Source organism: Pseudomonas sp. CAN1, assembly GCF_030462585.1.
Lineage (GTDB): Bacteria > Pseudomonadota > Gammaproteobacteria > Pseudomonadales > Pseudomonadaceae > Pseudomonas.
In genome coordinates, this window is sequence record NZ_JASMRU010000006.1 from 157,816 (window position 1) to 175,836 (window position 18,021).

General features: G+C 66.2%; 17 protein-coding genes. 4 read left to right on the plus strand and 13 right to left on the minus strand.

The window, feature by feature from the left end:
- Window positions 1-87: 87 nt before the first annotated feature.
- Window positions 88-534, minus strand: coding sequence for a low molecular weight protein-tyrosine-phosphatase (locus QO207_RS11205; protein WP_301532494.1), 447 nt, complete (start codon window positions 532-534; stop codon window positions 88-90).
- Window positions 535-626: 92 nt separating this feature from the next.
- The gene (gene plsB, locus QO207_RS11210; RefSeq protein ID WP_301532495.1) at window positions 627-3,137 is read right to left on the minus strand and encodes a glycerol-3-phosphate 1-O-acyltransferase PlsB; all 2,511 of its coding nucleotides are present in this window, start codon (window positions 3,135-3,137) and stop codon (window positions 627-629) included.
- 169 nt (window positions 3,138-3,306) lie between these two features.
- Here plsB and QO207_RS11215 point away from each other — a divergent pair, with 169 nt between their 5' ends.
- Together QO207_RS11215 and QO207_RS11220 are read left to right on the plus strand one after the other, a co-directional pair.
- Complete coding sequence (locus QO207_RS11215; protein WP_301532496.1) at window positions 3,307-3,774, plus strand: YMGG-like glycine zipper-containing protein; 468 nt, start codon at window positions 3,307-3,309, stop codon at window positions 3,772-3,774.
- A gap of 564 nt (window positions 3,775-4,338) precedes the next feature.
- The gene (locus QO207_RS11220) at window positions 4,339-4,548 is read left to right on the plus strand and encodes a cold-shock protein (RefSeq protein WP_045209986.1); all 210 of its coding nucleotides are present in this window, start codon (window positions 4,339-4,341) and stop codon (window positions 4,546-4,548) included.
- Window positions 4,549-4,614: 66 nt separating this feature from the next.
- Here the strand turns inward: QO207_RS11220 and QO207_RS11225 are convergent, their stop codons facing one another.
- The 5 genes from QO207_RS11225 to QO207_RS11245 all read right to left on the minus strand — a co-directional run bounded on the left by QO207_RS11225 (window position 4,615) and on the right by QO207_RS11245 (window position 9,829).
- On the minus strand, window positions 4,615-4,986 hold the full coding sequence (locus QO207_RS11225; RefSeq protein WP_301532497.1) for a hypothetical protein: 372 nt from the start codon (window positions 4,984-4,986) through the stop codon (window positions 4,615-4,617).
- A 10-nt stretch (window positions 4,987-4,996) separates the two neighbouring features.
- On the minus strand, window positions 4,997-5,806 hold the full coding sequence (locus QO207_RS11230) for a putative RNA methyltransferase (protein ID WP_301532498.1): 810 nt from the start codon (window positions 5,804-5,806) through the stop codon (window positions 4,997-4,999).
- Window positions 5,800-5,991 carry a hypothetical protein gene (locus tag QO207_RS11235; RefSeq protein WP_045209989.1) on the minus strand — a complete coding sequence of 64 codons (192 nt, stop codon included), beginning with the start codon at window positions 5,989-5,991 and terminating at the stop codon, window positions 5,800-5,802. Before QO207_RS11235 ends, QO207_RS11230 begins: the two co-directional genes overlap by 7 nt.
- Window positions 5,988-7,145 carry a succinyl-diaminopimelate desuccinylase gene (gene dapE, locus QO207_RS11240; RefSeq protein WP_301532499.1) on the minus strand — a complete coding sequence of 386 codons (1,158 nt, stop codon included), beginning with the start codon at window positions 7,143-7,145 and terminating at the stop codon, window positions 5,988-5,990. The genes QO207_RS11235 and dapE overlap by 4 nt, the downstream gene beginning before the upstream one ends.
- Before the next feature lie 83 nt (window positions 7,146-7,228).
- Window positions 7,229-9,829, minus strand: coding sequence for a glycosyltransferase (locus QO207_RS11245; protein ID WP_301532500.1), 2,601 nt, complete (start codon window positions 9,827-9,829; stop codon window positions 7,229-7,231).
- A 265-nt stretch (window positions 9,830-10,094) separates the two neighbouring features.
- Between QO207_RS11245 and tcdA the strand changes: the two genes are divergently transcribed.
- A complete protein-coding gene (tcdA, locus tag QO207_RS11250) occupies window positions 10,095-10,901 on the plus strand; it encodes a tRNA cyclic N6-threonylcarbamoyladenosine(37) synthase TcdA (protein WP_301532501.1) in 807 nt (268 codons plus the stop codon).
- Window positions 10,902-10,994: 93 nt separating this feature from the next.
- Here tcdA and QO207_RS11255 read toward each other — a convergent pair whose 3' ends face one another.
- From QO207_RS11255 to QO207_RS11275, 5 genes are all read right to left on the minus strand, one after another.
- Window positions 10,995-11,402, minus strand: a complete 408-nt coding sequence (locus QO207_RS11255) for a SufE family protein (protein ID WP_301532502.1) — start codon at window positions 11,400-11,402, stop codon at window positions 10,995-10,997.
- Window positions 11,399-12,604, minus strand: a complete 1,206-nt coding sequence (locus QO207_RS11260; RefSeq protein ID WP_301532503.1) for an aminotransferase class V-fold PLP-dependent enzyme — start codon at window positions 12,602-12,604, stop codon at window positions 11,399-11,401. Before QO207_RS11260 ends, QO207_RS11255 begins: the two co-directional genes overlap by 4 nt.
- 94 nt (window positions 12,605-12,698) lie before the next feature.
- Window positions 12,699-13,733: a 2,3,4,5-tetrahydropyridine-2,6-dicarboxylate N-succinyltransferase gene (dapD, locus tag QO207_RS11265; protein WP_301532504.1), complete on the minus strand. Its 1,035-nt coding sequence runs from the start codon at window positions 13,731-13,733 to the stop codon at window positions 12,699-12,701.
- Between the two features lie 43 nt (window positions 13,734-13,776).
- A complete protein-coding gene (locus QO207_RS11270) occupies window positions 13,777-14,403 on the minus strand; it encodes a LysE family translocator (protein ID WP_301532505.1) in 627 nt (208 codons plus the stop codon).
- A gap of 11 nt (window positions 14,404-14,414) precedes the next feature.
- Window positions 14,415-14,765 carry an ArsC family reductase gene (locus QO207_RS11275; protein WP_301532506.1) on the minus strand — a complete coding sequence of 117 codons (351 nt, stop codon included), beginning with the start codon at window positions 14,763-14,765 and terminating at the stop codon, window positions 14,415-14,417.
- 170 nt (window positions 14,766-14,935) lie between these two features.
- Between QO207_RS11275 and QO207_RS11280 the strand changes: the two genes are divergently transcribed.
- Window positions 14,936-16,597: a Na+/H+ antiporter gene (locus QO207_RS11280; protein ID WP_301532507.1), complete on the plus strand. Its 1,662-nt coding sequence runs from the start codon at window positions 14,936-14,938 to the stop codon at window positions 16,595-16,597.
- Between the two features lie 189 nt (window positions 16,598-16,786).
- On the opposite strand, the gene dapC is transcribed toward QO207_RS11280, so the two are convergent.
- Entirely contained in the window at window positions 16,787-17,983 is a 1,197-nt protein-coding gene (dapC, locus tag QO207_RS11285) for a succinyldiaminopimelate transaminase (protein ID WP_301532508.1), read from the minus strand.
- Between the last annotated feature and the right edge of the window lie 38 nt (window positions 17,984-18,021).

Here is an 18,021-nt window from a genome sequence, read left to right on the forward strand (position 1 = left end):
GTCTTGCTGGACTAGAGCGTAGTCCTTTTCATCATCGCTTTGTAAGGTTTTCTGACGCTTTTTTCGGAATTGAAATTATCTGTCAAATTACCGGCGAATCCCCAGCCGCTTGCCCCAGGGCTTAACGGCGGACTCGATCAGCGCATAGGCACGCTCGAAGGCTTCCGGGCCCTTGCGGTAGGGGTCGGGGATTTCCTGGTCGGCCTGCCATTTGCCGAGCAGGAAGGTCTTGCCGCGGGCTTCGGGGGCGAGGCGGATGACGCTCTGCACCTGCGAGTGCTCCATCACCAGCACCAGGTTGGCGTCATGGATCAGCTCGGCGGTGACCTGGCGGGCGCGATGCGGTTGGGGCTGCTGGCCATGGCGGTGGAGGATGGCCAGGGCGGTGCTGTCGATGGGATGGCCGACCAGGGCGCCCAGACCGGCGGAGCCGACGGCGATGTCGGTGCCCTGCAGGGATTCGCGCAGCAGGTGTTCGGCGATGGGGCTGCGGCAGATGTTGCCGACGCAGACGATCAGAATCCTGTTGAACACGGGGAGCGTCCCTGACCGCAACCGATGAATCGTCAGAAATCTATCGGTCGCGGTGCAGGGGCGTCAAGCGGCCGGCACTGGGCCGGTCGGGCTCAGTTCTGGCTGACGGGTGGTTGCTCGCCGGCGGCCGGTTCTTCCTGGCTCGGGCGTTCCAGGGCGACCTGGCGAATGGACAGCCGGATCTCCGCCGGCAGCACGCGCTTGGCGGCGCCTTCGGCCAGTTCGCCGAGCAGTTCGTGGTAGCTCAGCTTGCCGTGCTCGTCCTTGCGTAGCACGCCTTCGTCCAGCAGGGTCTGGATGAAGTGGCGGAACAGGCTCTTGTCGAAGAACTCCGGGGCGTTCAGGCCGTGCAGGACCGAGACGCGCTGGGCCATCACCGTGCAGAGATTTTCCAGTTCCTCGGCGGTGAGCTGCTTCTGCCCGGCGTTGAGCACCAGCGAGATGGACATGTAGAAGCGCTGCAACGTCTGGGCGATGGAGCGGGCCAGCAGGGTCAGTAGCACGTACTGGCGCGAGCTGGGCGGCGGGCGGATGAAGGTGTCGTTCTCCTGCTTGAGCAACTCGCTCGACACCATGGCCTGCAGCCACTGGTCGACCACCGCGTCCAGTTCGTCCAGGCTCCAGCGGATGAACAGTTCGGCCTGCAGGTACGGGTACAGCGCGCGGGTGTAGCGCAGCAGCTGTTCGCGGCTGATCCGTCCGCTGTTCTGGAAGAAGCTGGCGATCAGCGCCGGCAGCGCGAAGATGTGCAGCACGTTGTTGCGGTAGTAGGTCATCAACACCGCGTTCTGCTCGTCGAGGTAGCAGATGCGGCCGAGGGCGTCTTTCTGCTCGCTGAGCAGGTTCATGCTCTTCACGTACTCGATCAGTTGCTGGCCGTCGCCCTCGGGCAGCGTGGCGCTGGGCGAGTAGGGGACTTTGCGCAGCAGGTCGAGGTAGAGGTCGATCACCCGCGCCAGGGCGGTTTCGTCCAGGGCCAGGCGGGTGGTGGAGAGCAGCGCCAGGGCCACCAGGTTCACCGGGTTGATCGCGGCGGCGTCATTGAGGTGACGGGCGACGTCGCGGGCCAGGTGGTTGGTGGTTTCCGACAGCCAGGCCGGACGGTATTCCGGGCCCAGCTCCTGCTGGCGCCAGTCCGGCTGCTGCTGGTCGAGGAATTTATCCAGGTGTATCGGTTCGCCGAAGTTCACCCAGACCTGGCCGAAGCGCTGCTTCAGCGCGCCGACGACCTTGAAGATGTCGAAGATCGATTCCTTCTTCTTCGTCGCGCCACGCAGCTCGCCCAGGTAGGTGCGGCCTTCGAGCACGCGCTCGTAGCCGATGTACACGGGGACGAAGACGATGGGCCGGCGCGAGTCGCGCAGGAAGCTGCGCAGGGTGATCGCCAGCATCCCGGTACGCGGGTGCAGCATGCGCCCGGTGCGGGAACGGCCGCCTTCGACGAAGTACTCGGTGGAGAACCCGCGGCTGAACAGGGTGTGCAGGTATTCGTTGAACACCGCGGTGTACAGCTGGTTGCCCTTGAAGCTGCGGCGCATGAAGAAGGCACCGCCGCGGCGCAGGATCGAGCCCACCACCGGCATGTTGAGGTTGATGCCGGCGGCGATGTGCGGCGGGGTCAGGCCGTTGCGGAACAGCAGGTAGGACAGCAGCAGGTAGTCGATGTGGCTGCGGTGGCAGGGCACGTAGACGATCTCGTGGCCCTGGGCGACTTCCTGCACGCGCTCGATGTGGTTGACCTTCACGCCTTCGTAGAGCTTGTTCCAGAACCAGGTCAGGGTCACTTCGAGGAAGCGGATCACCGGGTAGGAAACATCGGCGGCAATCTCATTGGCATAGCGCAGGGCGACGGCCTCGGCTTTCTCCTGGGAGATCTTCTGGGTGTCGCATTCCTCCTGGATCGCCTGGCGCACCAGCGGCGCGCGCAGCAGGCCCTTGACCAGGGTGCGGCGGTGGGAGAGGTCCGGTCCGATTACCGCAGTCTTCTGGTTGCGGAAGTGCACCCGCAGGATGCGCTGGACCATGCGCAGGGTGCGCTCGTGGCCCTTGTTCTGCTCCACCAGCTCGCGCAAGTGGATCGGCGCGGAGAACTGCACGCGGGTCTTGCGGCCGAGGATGAGGATGCGTGCCAGCTTGCGCAGGCGGCCGGTGACCGCCCAGTTGTCGGCGAACAGCAGCTTCCAGGCGCTCTTCTCGCTGTCCGGCGATTGGCCCCAGAACACGCTGACCGGAATGATCTGCGCGTCGTCGATGCCGTTCTGGCCGATGGCGCCGAGCATGCGTACCAGCGCCGGCGGCGCGCCGCGCTTGTCCTGGCGGCCGAGCCAGTCGGGCTCCGGCGTCAGGTAGAAGAAGGCGGCGGGTTCGATGGATTCGCCCACGGCCACTGGCATCACCGGGCGCGGCAGGCCGGCCTTGCGGCATTCGGTATCGACCACGGCAAGGTCGCTCACCGAGGGTTGTTGCAGGACGTAGAGGACCGGTTTGCTGCGGTCGATCTTCAGGCTGAAGGCCGACTGGTTGATGGTTTCCGAGCGCACCCAGAGGTACAGCAGGCGGCGCAGGGCACCGAAACCGAAGCGGCGGAACGGGTAACGAGGCATACAGGCCCTATGGCTGGCGGAGATCGAACGAGCGATTGCTCAGGCCGGCTAGTTTGCCGGATTAGGCCTCGCCAGCAAAGCCGTGGGCGCTTGGTCGGAGGCGGGCGGACGGCCCATGGGCAGCGGCTATCCTGCCATTTGAGGGATGACATTCAATGGAGGTTCCGCGATGCGTACGTTCGCCTGGGGATGCCTTGTAGCGCTGTGGGCCGTGCTGCCCGCCCAAGCGCAGACCGTGGTTCCGCTCAAGGGGCAGAGCAGCCAGCAGATGCAGCAGGACATGAGCGACTGCAACGGCATTGCCGCCAGTTCCGCCAGCAGTGCCAGCACCTCCAGCGCCCACGTCGGCGGGCGGGTGAAGGGCGCGGCCGCGGGCGCTGCGGCTGGCGCAGTGGGGGCCGAAGTCCGTGGTCGCCAGCATGACGAGATCTACGACCGCGCCAGTGACGACGCCAAGCAGCAGTATCGGCAGAATCGTGCCGGTGAAGTGGCGGCGGCGGGAGCGGCGGTCGGTGGCATGCGTCAGCGCCAGGAGCGGCGGCAGGACCGTCGCGCGCAGAGCGAGGCACAAGCGACCAACTCGGCGACGGCCTACAGCGGTTGCCTGCAGGGACGGGGCTATCAGGTCAGTCCCTGATCCTCTCCGAGCCATGAAGACCTGCGATGGTGCATCGCCTGTTCACACATTGCTCCAGGCGCGGAATTGCTATGCCCTATATCGATCGAGATAGCTTCGCGGGCGATCAGTGTATTCAGCGGCTAAATGATCGGGCATATCGTCGCAGGCAAATCGGCAGAACCCGTTATTGCTGTGTTTGAAGGACTTTTGCGAAGAACACGCAAGCGCCTGAACGGAAACGAAACTACCCGTGGGAAGTGGGTAGAAGTGTGAAAAGGTCCGGGTTCGAAACACATTCGTTACGCTGGGTAACGAGCACCAAAATGGCTCTGCAGGCCCCGAAAAATGGCACTTTGGCCGGATAAGTCATAGGGGCGCGGACTTATTGAAAAAGTGCTTTTCAGTTGTAACTTATGATTTATATACTCGGGAGCGCTGTCGCCCTTGGGCGTTATTCGAATTACCTTCCTACGTGCCTTGTGGCGCGGGTTGGATGATAAGGAAAGCGTTCAGCCGGCGACWGCCGAAGTCCTCATTTCCGGGGGCCACCCAAAAATAATAGGCAAGTTGGAGAGTGTGGTAATGGCTGATCGTGAGGTCGGAACCGTCAAGTGGTTCAATGACGCCAAAGGTTATGGATTCATTCAACGCGATAGCGGTCCGGACGTTTTCGTTCACTACCGTGCCATTCGTGGCGATGGTCACCGCTCCCTGGTCGAAGGCCAGAAAGTGGAGTTCTCGGTGATCCAGGGTCAGAAAGGCCTCCAGGCAGAAGACGTGTCGAAGGTCTGAGCCCCCGAAATCAAAGGCCCGTCCAATGGACGGGCCTTTGATTTTCACACTCTGCCGGCGGCGGCTTCAGCCCGTGCGCCAGGTAATCTCTTCGACGCCCGCGGCGGTCACCTTCAGCCAGCGGTCAGCGTCTTCCTCGCCTTGATCCTCGCTCCAGCTGCCCGGTGCACAGCGCACTTCCACGTCCAGTGCTGCGCAGGCATCGCGCGCGCAGGCGACATCGTCATCCCACGGGGTCTTGTCGCTGTCGAGGAACAGGCTGTTCCACTTGCCCACGGCCTTGGGCAGCCAGGTGGCGGGAATGCTGCCGGCGGTGCACTTGAGGGTCTCGCCCTGGGCGCGCCATTCGGAGCAGGGGCCGAGTGCCTTTTCCAGCCAGGCGCCGACGGCGGCCTGGTCGGCATCCTTGATGTAGATCTCGATATCCGGTTGGCGCATGGCGTCCTCGTCAGGGTTCTTGGCGTTGCAGCCAATCGTAGCGTACCGCGACCGTCACCTCGAAAGGCTCGGCGAGGATGCGCTCGCGCCGCTCGGGGTTGACCCGCCAGCCGTGGGGCGTCATCGCCAGCAGGTGTTCACGGGCTTCACGGGTGTCCAGTGCAAGCTTGAAGCTCAGTTGTTCGCTGTGCGCCAGTTGGAGCTCTTCGGGCAGGTCGGCGAGGTGCTTGTCCTCGACGTACTCGCGCACTTCGTCGTACAGGCGCTGGCGCAGTTCCAGCAGGTGATCGCGCGCCGGGCCCAGGCGCAGCACGCCGCCGCCGGGAGTGAGCAGGCGCGCCGCTTCCTTCCAGTCGATCGGGCTGAACACGCTGGCCAGCAGCTGGCAGGAGGCATCGGCCAGCGGCACGCGGGCCATGCTGGCGACCATCCAGGTCAGTTGCGAGGCGCGCTTGCAGGCGCGTTTGACCGCCTCGCGGGAGATATCCAGCGCGTAGCCGTCGGCCTGGGGCAGGGCTTCACCCAGTTGCGCGGTGTAGTAACCCTCGCCGCAACCGATATCCAGCCAGCGCCCCGGAGCGCGCTCGGCGGCCAGTTCAGCCAGGCGCCCGGCCAGCGGCGCATAGTGGCCCGCGCCGAGGAAGTGCCGGCGCGCCTCGACCATGGCGGCGTTGTCGCCCGGATCGAGGCTTTTCTTGTGCTGCACCGGCAGCAGGTTCAGGTAACCCTGGCGAGCGCGGTCGAAGCGGTGGCCGGCAGGGCAGGCGACACCGTTGTCGAGCTCGGTCAGGGCCTCGCGGCACAGCGGGCAGATCAGCATCCTTTCTTCCCTTGCGGCGGCACCAGCGGCTGCGGCAGGTCGTTGCGCAGCACGGTGGGCAGGGAACGGCGACGCTGGGCGATCTGGTACACGCGCAGGGAATAACGACGCTCGGCGGCTGGCGCGGGCGGCGGGGTATCGGGCTGTACGGCGCCCAGGCAGAAGCCTTTGTTCGGTCCACTCATGCCAGCAGTCGCACCAGGGTCTGGTAATAGATTTCGGTCAGCACATCGAGGTCGCTGGCCAGTACGCGTTCGTCCACCTGGTGGATCGTGGCGTTCACCGGGCCGAGCTCGACCACCTGGGTGCCCATGGTGGCGATGAAGCGGCCGTCGGAAGTACCGCCGGAGGTCGACGGGGTGGTCTCGCGGCCGGTGACCGCGCGGATCGCCGCCGCCACGCCATCGAGCAGCTCGCCCGGCTGGGTGAGGAACGGCAGGCCGGACAGCGCCCAATCGATGTGCCAGTCCAGGCCGTGCTTGTCGAGGATGGCCGCGACGCGTTGTTGCAGACCTTCGACGGTGGATTCGGTGGAGAAGCGGAAGTTGAAGATGACCTTTAGCTCGCCGGGAATCACGTTGGTCGCGCCGGTGCCGCCATTGATGTTGGAGATCTGGAAGCTGGTCGGCGGGAAGAAGTCATTGCCGTTGTCCCAGTGCTCGGCGGCCAGCTCGGCCAGGGCCGGGGCGGCGAGGTGGATCGGGTTCTTCGCCAGGTGCGGATAGGCCACGTGGCCCTGCTTGCCGCGCACGCTGAGGGTGGCGCCGAGAGAGCCGCGGCGGCCGTTCTTGACGATGTCACCGACCAGGGTGGTGCTCGACGGCTCGCCGACGATGCACCAGTCCAGGCGCTCGTTGCGTGCCTTGAGGCGCTCGACCACAGCCTTGGTGCCGTGATGGGCCGGGCCTTCCTCGTCGCTGGTGATCAGGTAGGCGATGCTGCCGCGGTGATCCGGGTGGTCGGCGACGAAGCGCTCGGTGGCGATGATCATCGACGCCAGGCTGCCTTTCATGTCTGCCGCGCCACGGCCGCAGAGCATGCCGTCGGCGTCGATCAGGGCGTCGAACGGCTGGTGCTGCCAGGCCTGCTCGGGGCCAGTGGGGACCACGTCGGTGTGGCCGGCGAAGCACAGCACCGGGGCGTTGGCGCCGTCGCGGCCCTGGCGCAGAGCCCAGAAGTTATCCACATCCTCGATGCGCATCGGCTCCAGGGCGAAACCGCAGGCGTCCAGGCGCTGCATCATCATCTGCTGGCAGTCGGCATCGACCGGTGTGACGGAGGGACGGCGAATCAGCTCGCAGGCGAGGGCCAGTGTCGGCGAGAGGGACATTGAGGGCATCCTGGGGGTGGAACGGAAAAAGGCGCCCATCTTAAAGCAAAAACGCCGGCGCATGGCCGGCGTTCTTGGTTACGGATGGGCGGTCAGGCGGCCGGTGTCGCCGGGCTGACTGCCGGCACCTCCTGGGCCTTGGGCGCCGCCGACAGCAGTGCCATCACCAGTGCGGCGAGGTAGGGCAGCGACTGCACCAGCAGCATGGCGACCCAGAACATCATGTCGCGGCTCGGTACGCCCTGCACCAGCACGATGCCCAGCGCCGCGCCCCACAGCAGCAGCATGATGAACACCTCTTCACGCGCTTCCGCCAGTGCGACCAGCAGGCCGTGGTTGGAGGCCATCTTCGGCGTGCGGAAGAACGGGATGGTCTTGGTGAACGCCCCGTAGAGCACCGCCTTGGCGATGGTGTGCGACAGCGCCAGGCCAGCCACCGCTGCCTGGAACGAGCGCAGCAGGTCTACGCCCACCGCGCGGCGGTAGAGGAACATGATCTTGCCGAACTTGAAGAAGAACAGCGCCAGCGGCGGGATGGCGAAGATCAGCAGCGGCGGGTCGACCCGCTTGGGCACGATGATCATTGCCGAGGACCAGAGCAGCGCGCCGACGGTGAAGAAGATGTTCATGCCGTCGGCGATCCACGGCAGCCAGCCGGCGATGAAGTGGTAGCGCTGGCCGAGGGTCAGCTTACTGTCCTTGCCCTGGAACAGCGCGCGGGCGTGGCCCTTCATGATCTGGATGGCGCCGTAGGCCCAGCGGAAGCGCTGCTTCTTGTAGTCGATGAAGGTATCGGGCATCACGCCCTTGCCGAAGCTCTGGTGCGAGTAGGCGGCCGAATAGCCTTTCTCGAACACGCGCAGGCCCAGCTCGGCGTCCTCGCAGATGGTCCAGTCGGCCCACTTCAGCTCGTCCATCACGGTGCGGCGGATCATGGTCATGGTGCCGTGCTGGATGATCGCGTCGCGGTCGTTGCGGGTGACCATGCCGATGTGGAAGAAGCCCTTGTACTCGGCGTAGCAGAGCTTCTTGAAGACGTTTTCCTCGCCATCGTGGTAGTCCTGCGGCGACTGCACCACGGCGATCTTCGGATCGCTGAAGTGCGGCACCATCTGCTTGAGCCAGTTCGGCTCGACGCAGTAGTCAGCGTCGATCACCGCGACCACTTCGACGTCCGGCGCGGTGTGCGGCAGGATGTAGTTCAGCGCGCCGCCCTTGAAGCCGGCCAGCGGCGCAACGTGGAAGAAGCGGAAGCGCGGGCCGAGGATTTCGCAGTAGTCGCGCACCGGTTCCCACACCGCCGGGTCCTTGGTGTTGTTGTCGATGATCAGCACTTCGAAGTCCGGATAGTCGAGCCTGGACAGCGCATCCAGGGTCTTCTTCATCATCTCCGGTGGCTCGTTGTAGCAGGGCACGTGCACCGAGACCTTGGGCCGGTAGCCGGTATCGGTGAGCACCGGGTCGAACGGCCGGCGGCGCTTGCGCACCCAGACGGTCTCGGCCAGTTCGTGGGCCTCGGTGAGCAGGACGATGAATACGCCCAGCGCACCGATGCCCAGCAGGCCGCCGACGGTCAGGCTGAACCAGGTGCTGTACTGCTGGCTGTAGTCGTAGGCGATCCACACCAGCACCGAGCCGCCGGCAAAGGCCACCACCGTGAGGAAGGTCCGCCCGCGCTGGCGCAGGGCGCTGCCGTCGATCATCAGCAGGGTCAGTGCGAGCAGCGCCATTACCACCGAGGCGACTGCCAGGGCACGCCATTGCGGGATGTTCACCACCGGTCCGGTGAAGTTGAACTTGGGCTGGCGCTGGGCGTTGTAGACGCCCCAGTAGGCGCCCACCGAGCCTTCGTCACCGACCTTCCACGGCTGGTCGAAGGCCTCGACGACGAAGTAGTTGTAGCCGCGCTTGTTCAGCGCGTTGGTCAGCGTGCGCAGGTAGATGGCCTGGTCCGCCTGGGTGGCGTCGGCGCCGCCGCGCATGCGGCCGTTGCTCGGCCAGCCGACTTCGGCCAGCAGCAGCGGCTTGCGCGGGAACTTGGCGCGCAGTTCCTTGGCGCGTTCGAGGACGAACGGCACGGCGTCGTTCATCGCCGTGTATTCCCAGTAGGGCAGCACGTGGGCGGCGATCAGGTCGACGTGCTTGGCCATCTCCGGGTACTTCTCGTAGATGTGCCACTGCTCGGCGGTGGTCACCGGCACCTTCACCGCCTTGCGCACGCGGTCCAGGTAGGCGGTCAATTGCTCGACCGTGACCTCGCGGCGGAACAGCGCCTCGTTGCCGACAATCACCCGCACGACGCTGCGCGAGTTGTTGGCGATCTCGATGCCGCGCTCGATCTCGGCTTCGTTCTCGGCCTCGTCCGGGCCGATCCAGATGCCCAGGCTGACGCGCATGCCCAGCTCTTCGGCCAGGCGCGGGATGTCGGCCAGCGAACCCTTCACCGAGTAGGTGCGGATGTTGTCGGTGTTCTTCGAGACCAGTTCCAGGTCCGAGCGGATTTCGTCGTCGCTGGGGAACTGGTCGCGTTGCGGATTCTGGTTCAGGCGGAAGGGCGAGAAGGAGAATCCGGAGATGCTTTCCGGCCAGTCGGGAACGCTGACGGGACGGTTGTAGAGGGCCCAGAAGCCGGTGAAGAGCGCCGCGAGGGCGACGAATACCACCAGGTTGATGCCGAACTTGCGTGAAGACATGGCGCGATCGGGTTCCAAAGGGTGGAACGGGGAGGGGCCGGGACCATCCTGGGGGATAGCCATCGGTCGGCGCGCATCCTACCCCGCACTCCAGGGGCTGTACAGGTTGCCGGCCCGTTCGCCGCAAGGCTTACAGACCATTCCTGCGCACAGTTTAGAATGGCTGGCGGATGCGTGACTGAGACTGCGGCAAAACGGCTTTGTTGCAGGCGTACCGCTGGCCGCCGGTATAGAATGCCGGCCGTTTCGATGTGAGGTGTGGGCGATGCAACTGGATGAACAGCGTTTCGGCGGAATCGCCCGGCTTTATGGCCGCGAAGGCCTGGAGCGGCTGGCGGCCAGCCATGTGGCGGTGGTCGGGATCGGCGGCGTCGGCTCCTGGGCGGCCGAGGCCCTGGCGCGCAGCGGCGTTGGCGAGATTTCGCTGTTCGACCTGGACGACGTCTGCGTCACCAACACCAACCGCCAGGTGCATGCCATCCAGGGCACCGTGGGCAAGCCCAAGGTCGAGGTCATGGCCGATCGCCTGAAGGCGATCAACCCGGGCATCGTCGTACACGCCGTAGCCGATTTCGTTACCCGCGACACCATGGCGGACTACATCACGCCCGAGCTGGACTGCGTGATCGACTGCATCGACAGCGTTGCCGCCAAGGCTGCGCTGATCGCCTGGTGCAAGCGCCGCAAGCTGCAGATCATCACCACCGGCGGCGCCGGTGGGCAGGTGGACCCGACGCAGATCCAGGTCGCCGACCTGAACAAGACCTTCAACGACCCGTTGGCCGCGAAGGTCCGCTCGACGCTGCGCCGCGACTACAACTTCTCGCGCACGCCGGGCCGGCATTACAGCGTGCAGTGTGTGTTCTCCACCGAGCAGCTGCGCTATCCCAAGCCGGATGGCACCGTGTGCCAGTCCAAGAGCTTCGTCGGTGAGGGCGTGAAGCTCGACTGCGCTGGCGGTTTCGGCGCGGTGATGATGGTGACTGCGACCTTCGGCATGGTCGCGGCGGCCAGGGCTGTGGATAAGATCGTTGCCGGGGCGCGGCGGCCTTCGGAGCGCACTGCGGGCTGACTGCCTTTGTAGGAGCGGATTTATCCGCGATGGTCTCCGGCGCGATGCGGGCCAATCGCGGACGGAGTCCGCTCCTACGCCCAGCCCAGCGTCTCAGACGGTGAGCAAGTCCCGCATGCGCTTGAGCACGGCATTCAGGCCGTTGCTGCGCGACGGCGACAGCTGCCGGCCCAATCCCAACTGCGCGAACCAGTCCGGTAGGTCGATGGCGGCCAGCTCGTCCGCCGGCAAGCCATCCACCCGCACCAGCAGCAACGCCAGCAGACCGCGTAGCAGGCGCGCGTCGCTGTAAGCGCGGAAGTGCCAGCGCTCATCCTGCCGATCCGCCACCAGCCAGACGTTGCTCTCGCAACCCTGCACGCGCTGTTCGTCGCCCAGCTCTGTTTCGCTCAGCGGCTCCAGGCGCTCGCCCCATTGCATCAGCAAGCGGGCGCGTTGCTCCCAGCCCTGCAGGGCAGTGAAGGCCTCCAACGCCTCGGCAGCAGCGGCGGGCAGGGTCATCGCAGCAGTTCCAGGGCGCTGTCCAGCGCGTTGAAGAAACGCTCCAGATCGGCGCTGTCGTTGTACAGCCCGAGGGAGACGCGCAGGGCGCCGGCGACATCCAGGGTCTTCATCAGCGGCATGGCGCAGTGGTGCCCGGCGCGCACGGCGATGCCCTGTTCAGTCAGCAGGTGGCCGAGGTCGGAAACGTGCACGCCCTCGACCACGAAGCTGGCCAGGGCCACTTCCGGCTCACCGAGCACGCGCACGCCGTCACGGGCGCGCAGGCCGGCCAGCAGGCGGGCGTGGAGGAATTCCTCGTGGGCGCTGACTGCGGCGCTGTCTTGGGCGGCCAGCCACTCCAGGGTGGCGCCCAGGGCGATCACCGGGCCGATGGGCGGAGTGCCGGCCTCGAAGCCCATGGGCGCGTTGTGGAACTGCGCGTCGAAGTAATCCGCCACGCGCACCATCTCGCCGCCGAACTGCCAGTGCGSCAGACGCTCCAGCGCCTCCGGGCGGCCCCAGAGCAGGCCGAGGCCTTCCGGGCCGTAGAGCTTGTGGCTGGAGCAGACGTAGAAGTCGCAGCCCAGTGCCGACAGATTGTGCCGGCCGTGGACTACGCCCTGGGCTCCATCGACCACGCTCAGCGCGCCGTGCTGGCGGGCCATCTGCAGCAGTTCCGGCAGCGGCTGCCAGGTGCCGAGCACGTTGGACAGCTGGCTGACGGCGAGCAGGCGGGTGCGCGGGCCGATCAGGTTGGCGGAACGGTTCAGGTCGATACGACCGTCAGCGTCCAGCGGCAGCACCACCAGCTTCAGGCTGCGGCGTTTGGCCAACTGCTGCCAGGGCAACAGGTTGGCGTGGTGCTCCAGTGCGCTGATGACGATCTCGTCGCCGGCCTGGAACTGGCCTTCCAGGCCGTACGCCAGCAGGTTCAGCGCTTCGGTGGCGCCGCGGGTGAAGATGACCTGCGCCGGGCTGCCGCCGTTGAGCCAGTTGGCGGCCAGGGTGCGCGTCGCCTCGAAGGCTCGGGTGGCGCGCTCGCCGGGCAGGTGCTGGGCACGGTGCACGTTGGCGGCGCCGCCGGCGTAGTAGCCGGCGAGGGCGTCGATCATGGCGCGCGGCTTCTGCGCGGTAGCGGCGCTATCGAGGTAGGTCTGGCCTTCGGCCTCGAAGGCGGCAATGGCCGGGAAGTCGGAGCGCCAGGGCGAGGGAATGGACATGGGCGTGCGGCCGGTTGTGGAGAATGGAAAACGGGGGCCGCAGCCCCCGCTTCTCAAAGCTTAGTGCGTACCCCGCGCGAGCGGGGCGGCCAGCTTAGTTGTGCGCGTGCAGCGCTTCGTTCAGCTCGATGGCAGTCTTGTTGGTCTTGCACTCGACTGCGCCGGTCTGGGAGTTGCGGCGGAACAGCAGGTCGGCCTGGCCGGCGAGGTCGCGGCCCTTGACCACTTTCACCAGGTTGTTCTGGTCGTCCAGCACGGCGATCTTGGTGCCGGCGGTGACGTACAGGCCAGCCTCGACGATGTTGCGGTCGCCCAGCGGGATGCCGATGCCGGCGTTGGCGCCGATCAGGCAGCCTTCGCCGACGCTGATGACGATGTTGCCGCCGCCGGACAGGGTGCCCATGGTGGAGCAGCCGCCGCCAAGGTCCGAACCCTTGCCGACGAACACGCCAGCGGAGACGCGGCCTTCGATCATGCCCGGGCCTTCGGTGCCGCCGTTGAAGTTGACGAAGCCTTCGTGCATCACGGTGGTGCCTTCACCGATGTAGGCGCCCAGGCGTACGCGGGCGGTGTCGGCGATGCGCACACCGGCCGGTACCACGTAGTCGGTCATCTTCGGGAACTTGTCGACGGAGAAGACTTCCAGCAGCTTGCCCTTCAGGCGCGCTTCCAGTTGCAGCTCGGCCAGTTCGGCCAGGTCGACGGCGCCCTGGTTGGTCCAGGCGACGTTGGGCAGCAGCGGGAAGATGCCGGTCAGGTTCAGGCCGTGCGGCTTGACCAGACGGTGGGACAGCAGGTGCAGCTTCAGGTACGCCTCCGGGGTGGAGCTGGGGGCGGCGTCTTCGGCCAGCAGGGTGGCGACCAGCGGCTTCTGGCTTTCGGCCAGACGGTTCAGCAAGGCGGCTTGAGCGGCGTCGACGGTCTCGACGGCGTCGGCCAGCTGGTAGGCCTGGTGAGCGGTGAAGGCGATCGCCTGGTTGCCGCCCTCATAGGCCAGCAGCGGGGCGATGGCCGCGACCAGTTCGGCGCTGGGGTTCAGCAGCGGCTGCGCGTAGAAGACTTCCAGCCAGTTGCTCTGGCGGTTCTGGGTGCCGACACCGAAAGCGATGCTGAACAGGGATTTCGACATGTGGGTAGTTCCTTGCAAAGAGGTTCTTGGCGAATGAAGTCGGTCAGGCCGGACGGCGGCTGAGCAGCAGGCCCAGGCCGGCGCTGCCCAGCAGCGCGGCACAACCACGGTTGAACAGGCGCCGGGCGCGTGCGCCGGCGAGCAGCTTGCCGAGGCGGACCCCGGCGAGCCCGTAAAGGGCGATGGCCAGCCATTCCAGAAGCAGGAAGGCTGCGCCGAGTTGGGCGAACTGGGCGCCCACGGCCTGACGCGGATCGACGAACTGCGGCAGGAAAGCGGTGAAGATGAGGATCGCCTTGGGATTGCCGGCGGCCACCCAGAACTCCTGGCGGGCCAGGCGCCACAGGCTGGTGGCCGGCGCCGGGGCGCCATCCACCGACAGGTTCGCTGTCGGCGCGCGCCACAGTTGCACGGCAAGCCACAGCAGGTAACCGGCGCCCACCAGCTTGATCACCAGGAACAACCAGGCCGAGGCCTGCAGTACCAGTGCCAGGCCGGAGGCGGCCAGGGCCAGCATGCCGGCGAAGGCAACCAGCCGGCCGCCGCCCGCAACGGTGGCGCGCAGCAGGCCGAAGCGTGCGGCGTTGTTCAGCGACAGCAGGTTGTTCGGTCCCGGCGCCAGGTTCAGGGCGAAGCAGGCGGGGAGGAACAGGGCCCAGGCGATGCTCATCGTTCTGCGGCTCAGGCCAGCGCGGCAGCGTAGGCGTCGGGCTTGAAGCCGACCAGGGTGCGCTCACCCAGGTCGAGCACCGGGCGCTTGATCATCGACGGCTGGGCGACCATCAGTTCGATGGCCTTGTCCTGGTCGAGGTCGGACTTCTGCGCGTCGTCCAGCTTGCGGAAGGTGGTACCGGCACGGTTCAGGACGGTTTCCCAGCCATGCTCGTTGCACCACTGGCGCAGGTGTTCGCGGTCGATGCCGCTACTCTTGTAGTCGTGGAAGGCATAGTCGACGCCATGTTCTTCCAGCCACACGCGGGCTTTCTTCATGGTGTCGCAGGCCTTGATTCCATACAGCGTCCGCTCACTCACGGGGCGCTACTCCTTTTCGATACATTTTTCAGGCGCGGGATTATGCCATTTCCCAGCGCCTTGCGGGACGCCGCCGGGAGGCCGGTGCACTGCAACAGTTTTTTGCCCGATGCGGGGCTGATCCGCTTCGTGTCGGGTGCTTCAATGGAGAGCTGTGCTGGAGTTCGTCGATGCAAACCGTTTACACCGTGTTGATCCTGTTGCTGGTCGTGGGGGGAACCCGGCTCGCGGCGCAACTGATCCCGCTGCCCCTGCCGCTGATCCAGATCGCCGCCGGCGCCGCGCTGGCCTGGCCGAGCCTGGGGCTGCACGTGGGGCTGGACCCCGAGCTGTTCATGTTCCTGTTCATTCCGCCGCTGCTGTTCGCCGATGGCTGGCGCATGCCCAAGGGCGAGTTCTGGAAGATGCGCTGGCCGATCCTCACCCTGGCGTTTGCCCTGGTGCTGTTCACCGTGGTCGGCGGTGGCGCCTTCATCCATCTGCTGATCCCGGAGATTCCCTGGGCTGCGGCCTTCGCCCTGGCGGCGGTGCTGTCGCCCACTGATGCGCTGGCAGTCTCGGCCATCGCCCAGAACCGCCTGCCCAAGCGCCTGATGCACGTGCTGCAGGGCGAGGCACTGATGAATGACGCCTCCGGCCTGGTGGCGTTCAAGTTCGCCATTGCCGCGGCGCTGACCGGTACTTTCTCGCTGGTGGACGCCAGCCTGAATTTCCTCCTGGTGGCCATCGGTGGCCTGGCCAGTGGTGTGTTGATCAGCTGGCTGCTGGGGCGCATCCGCGCCTGGATGATCCGCCGCGGCTGGGATGACCCGGCGACCCATGTGGTGCTGATGCTGCTGTTGCCCTTCGCCTGCTACATGATCGCCGAGGAGCTGGGCGTTTCCGGCATCCTCGCTGCGGTGGCGGCGGGCATGATGCAGAGCTGGGCCGACCTGCTGCCGCGGCAGACCAACACCCGGCTGCTCAACCGCAGCGTCTGGTCGATGCTGGAGTTTGCCTTCAACGGCGTGGTGTTCCTGCTGCTGGGGCTGCAACTGCCGGACATCCTCAAGTCCGTCGCCCATCACGCCGACGATGTGATGTGGCGCTCGTCGCTGCTGCTGTTTTACGTGCTGGCGGTGTACGCGGTGCTGTTGCTGCTGCGTTTCGGCTGGGTCTGGTGCTACTGGAAGGTCTCGGTGCGTTTCGAGCAGTGGTGGGGTATCGAGCTGGGCGGCAAGGCGGGGGAGCCGGTGCTGCGGCTGTCGGCGATTTCGGCGCTGGGCGGGGTGCGTGGGGCAGTGACCCTGGCGGGCGTGCTCTCGGTGCCGCTGTTGCTGCTCGATGGCACCGCGTTCCCGCAGCGTGACCTGATCATCTTCATTGCCGCCGGGGTGATCCTGGTGTCGTTGCTCTCGGCCACCATCGGCCTGCCAATCCTCCTGCGTGGCCTGCCTGTGCGCAGCAACGACCAGCGCGAGCTGGAAGTCCAGGCGGTGTGGCGCAAGACCGCGGCGGCGGCCATCCATCTGCTGGAGAGCGAGGAGCTACCGGCCAGCGAGGGCGCCGATGCGGAGGAGACGGCGCGGCTGGCCGAGATGAAGGCCAAGCTGATGGCCGAGTACCGCCACGAGCTGGACCCGGCGCCGGACAGCAAGGAGGCTCGCGAGCGCGCTCGTGCCCTGGAGCTGGCCGATCAGGCGCTGCGGATCAAGGCGCTGCGCGCGCAGCGGCTGGAACTGTACCGGATGCGCCGCGAGCACGAGATCGACGACGAGACCATGCGCGAGGTGCTGGGCGAGCTGGATAACCAGGAGGCCTGGGTGACCAGCAAGGCGGGGCGCTGGGTGTGATGAGCTGTTCGTAGGAGCGAGCTTGCTCGCGAACCCAGTTACCCGGTAGCGACAGAGCTGGGCGGTTCGCGAGCAAGCTCGCTCCTACAACGACTGTTCGGGCTGTAGGGCGAATAACCTGGAACAGGTTATCCGCCATAACCCGCGCGGCGGATAACGCTGGCGCGTTATGCGCCCTACGGGTGCACCTTACAGGCTCTGCACGTACTGCTTGATGCGCTCGGCCGCTTCCACGCATTCCGCCAACGGAGCCACCAACGCCATGCGTACGCGGTTGGCGCCGGGGTTGTCGCCGTTCACTTCGCGGGACAGATAGGAGCCCGGCACCACGGTAACGTGCTGCTGGGCGAACAGGCCGCGGCAGAACTCGGCATCGGCCACCGGGGTTTTCGCCCACAGGTAGAAGCTGCCGTCCGGGCGCTGCACATCGAGCACGCCGCTGAGGATGTCCAGCACGGCGTCGAACTTCTCGCGGTACAGATCGCGGTTGGCGCGCACGTGGTGCTCGTCGTTCCACGCCACAACGCTGGCCAGCTGGGTCTGAACCGGCATGGCGCAGCCGTGGTAGGTGCGGTAGAGGAGGAATTTCTTCAGCACTTCGGCATCACCGGCGACGAAGCCCGAACGCAGGCCCGGCAGGTTGGAACGCTTGGACAGGCTATGGAACACCACGCAGCGCTTGAAGTCTGAGCGGCCCAGTTCAGCGCAGGCAGTCAGCAGGCCGGCCGGCGGGTTCTGTTCATCGAAGTACAGCTCGCTGTAGCACTCATCGGCGGCGATCACGAAGTCGTGCTCATCGGCGAGGGCGATCAGCTTCTTCAATTCGGCGAGGGGGACGAGTGCGCCGGTGGGGTTGCCCGGCGAGCAGAGGAAAAGAATCTCGCAGCGTGCCCAGACATCTGCCGACACGGCGTCGAAGTCCGGGTTGAAGCCGTTGCTTTCCAGGCACGGCAGGTAGTGCGGTTCGGCGCCGGCCAGCAGGGCTGCGCCCTCGTATATCTGGTAGAACGGGTTCGGGCTGATCACCAGTCCCTTGGCGTTGCGGTCCACCACGGTCTGGGTGAAGGCGAACAGCGCTTCACGGGTGCCGTTCACCGGCAGCACGTGGCGCGCGGCGTCCAGCCAGCCGGCTGGCACCTTGAAGCGGCGCTCGCACCAGGCGGCGATGGCCTCGCGCAGGGCGGGGATGCCCAGGGTGGTCGGGTAGACCGCCAACTGGTCGAGGCTGTCGGCCAGGGCCTTGGCGACGAAGTCCGGCGAGCGGTGCTTGGGTTCGCCGATGGACAGCGCGATGGGCTTCAGCTCCGCCGGCGGCTGGGCGCCGGCCAGCAGGGCGCGGAGCTTCTCGAAGGGGTAGGGCTGGAGCGAGTCGAGGGCAGGGTTCATGGCAAGGCTCTTTCGTTCTGATTCTTTCAAAGAAGGGA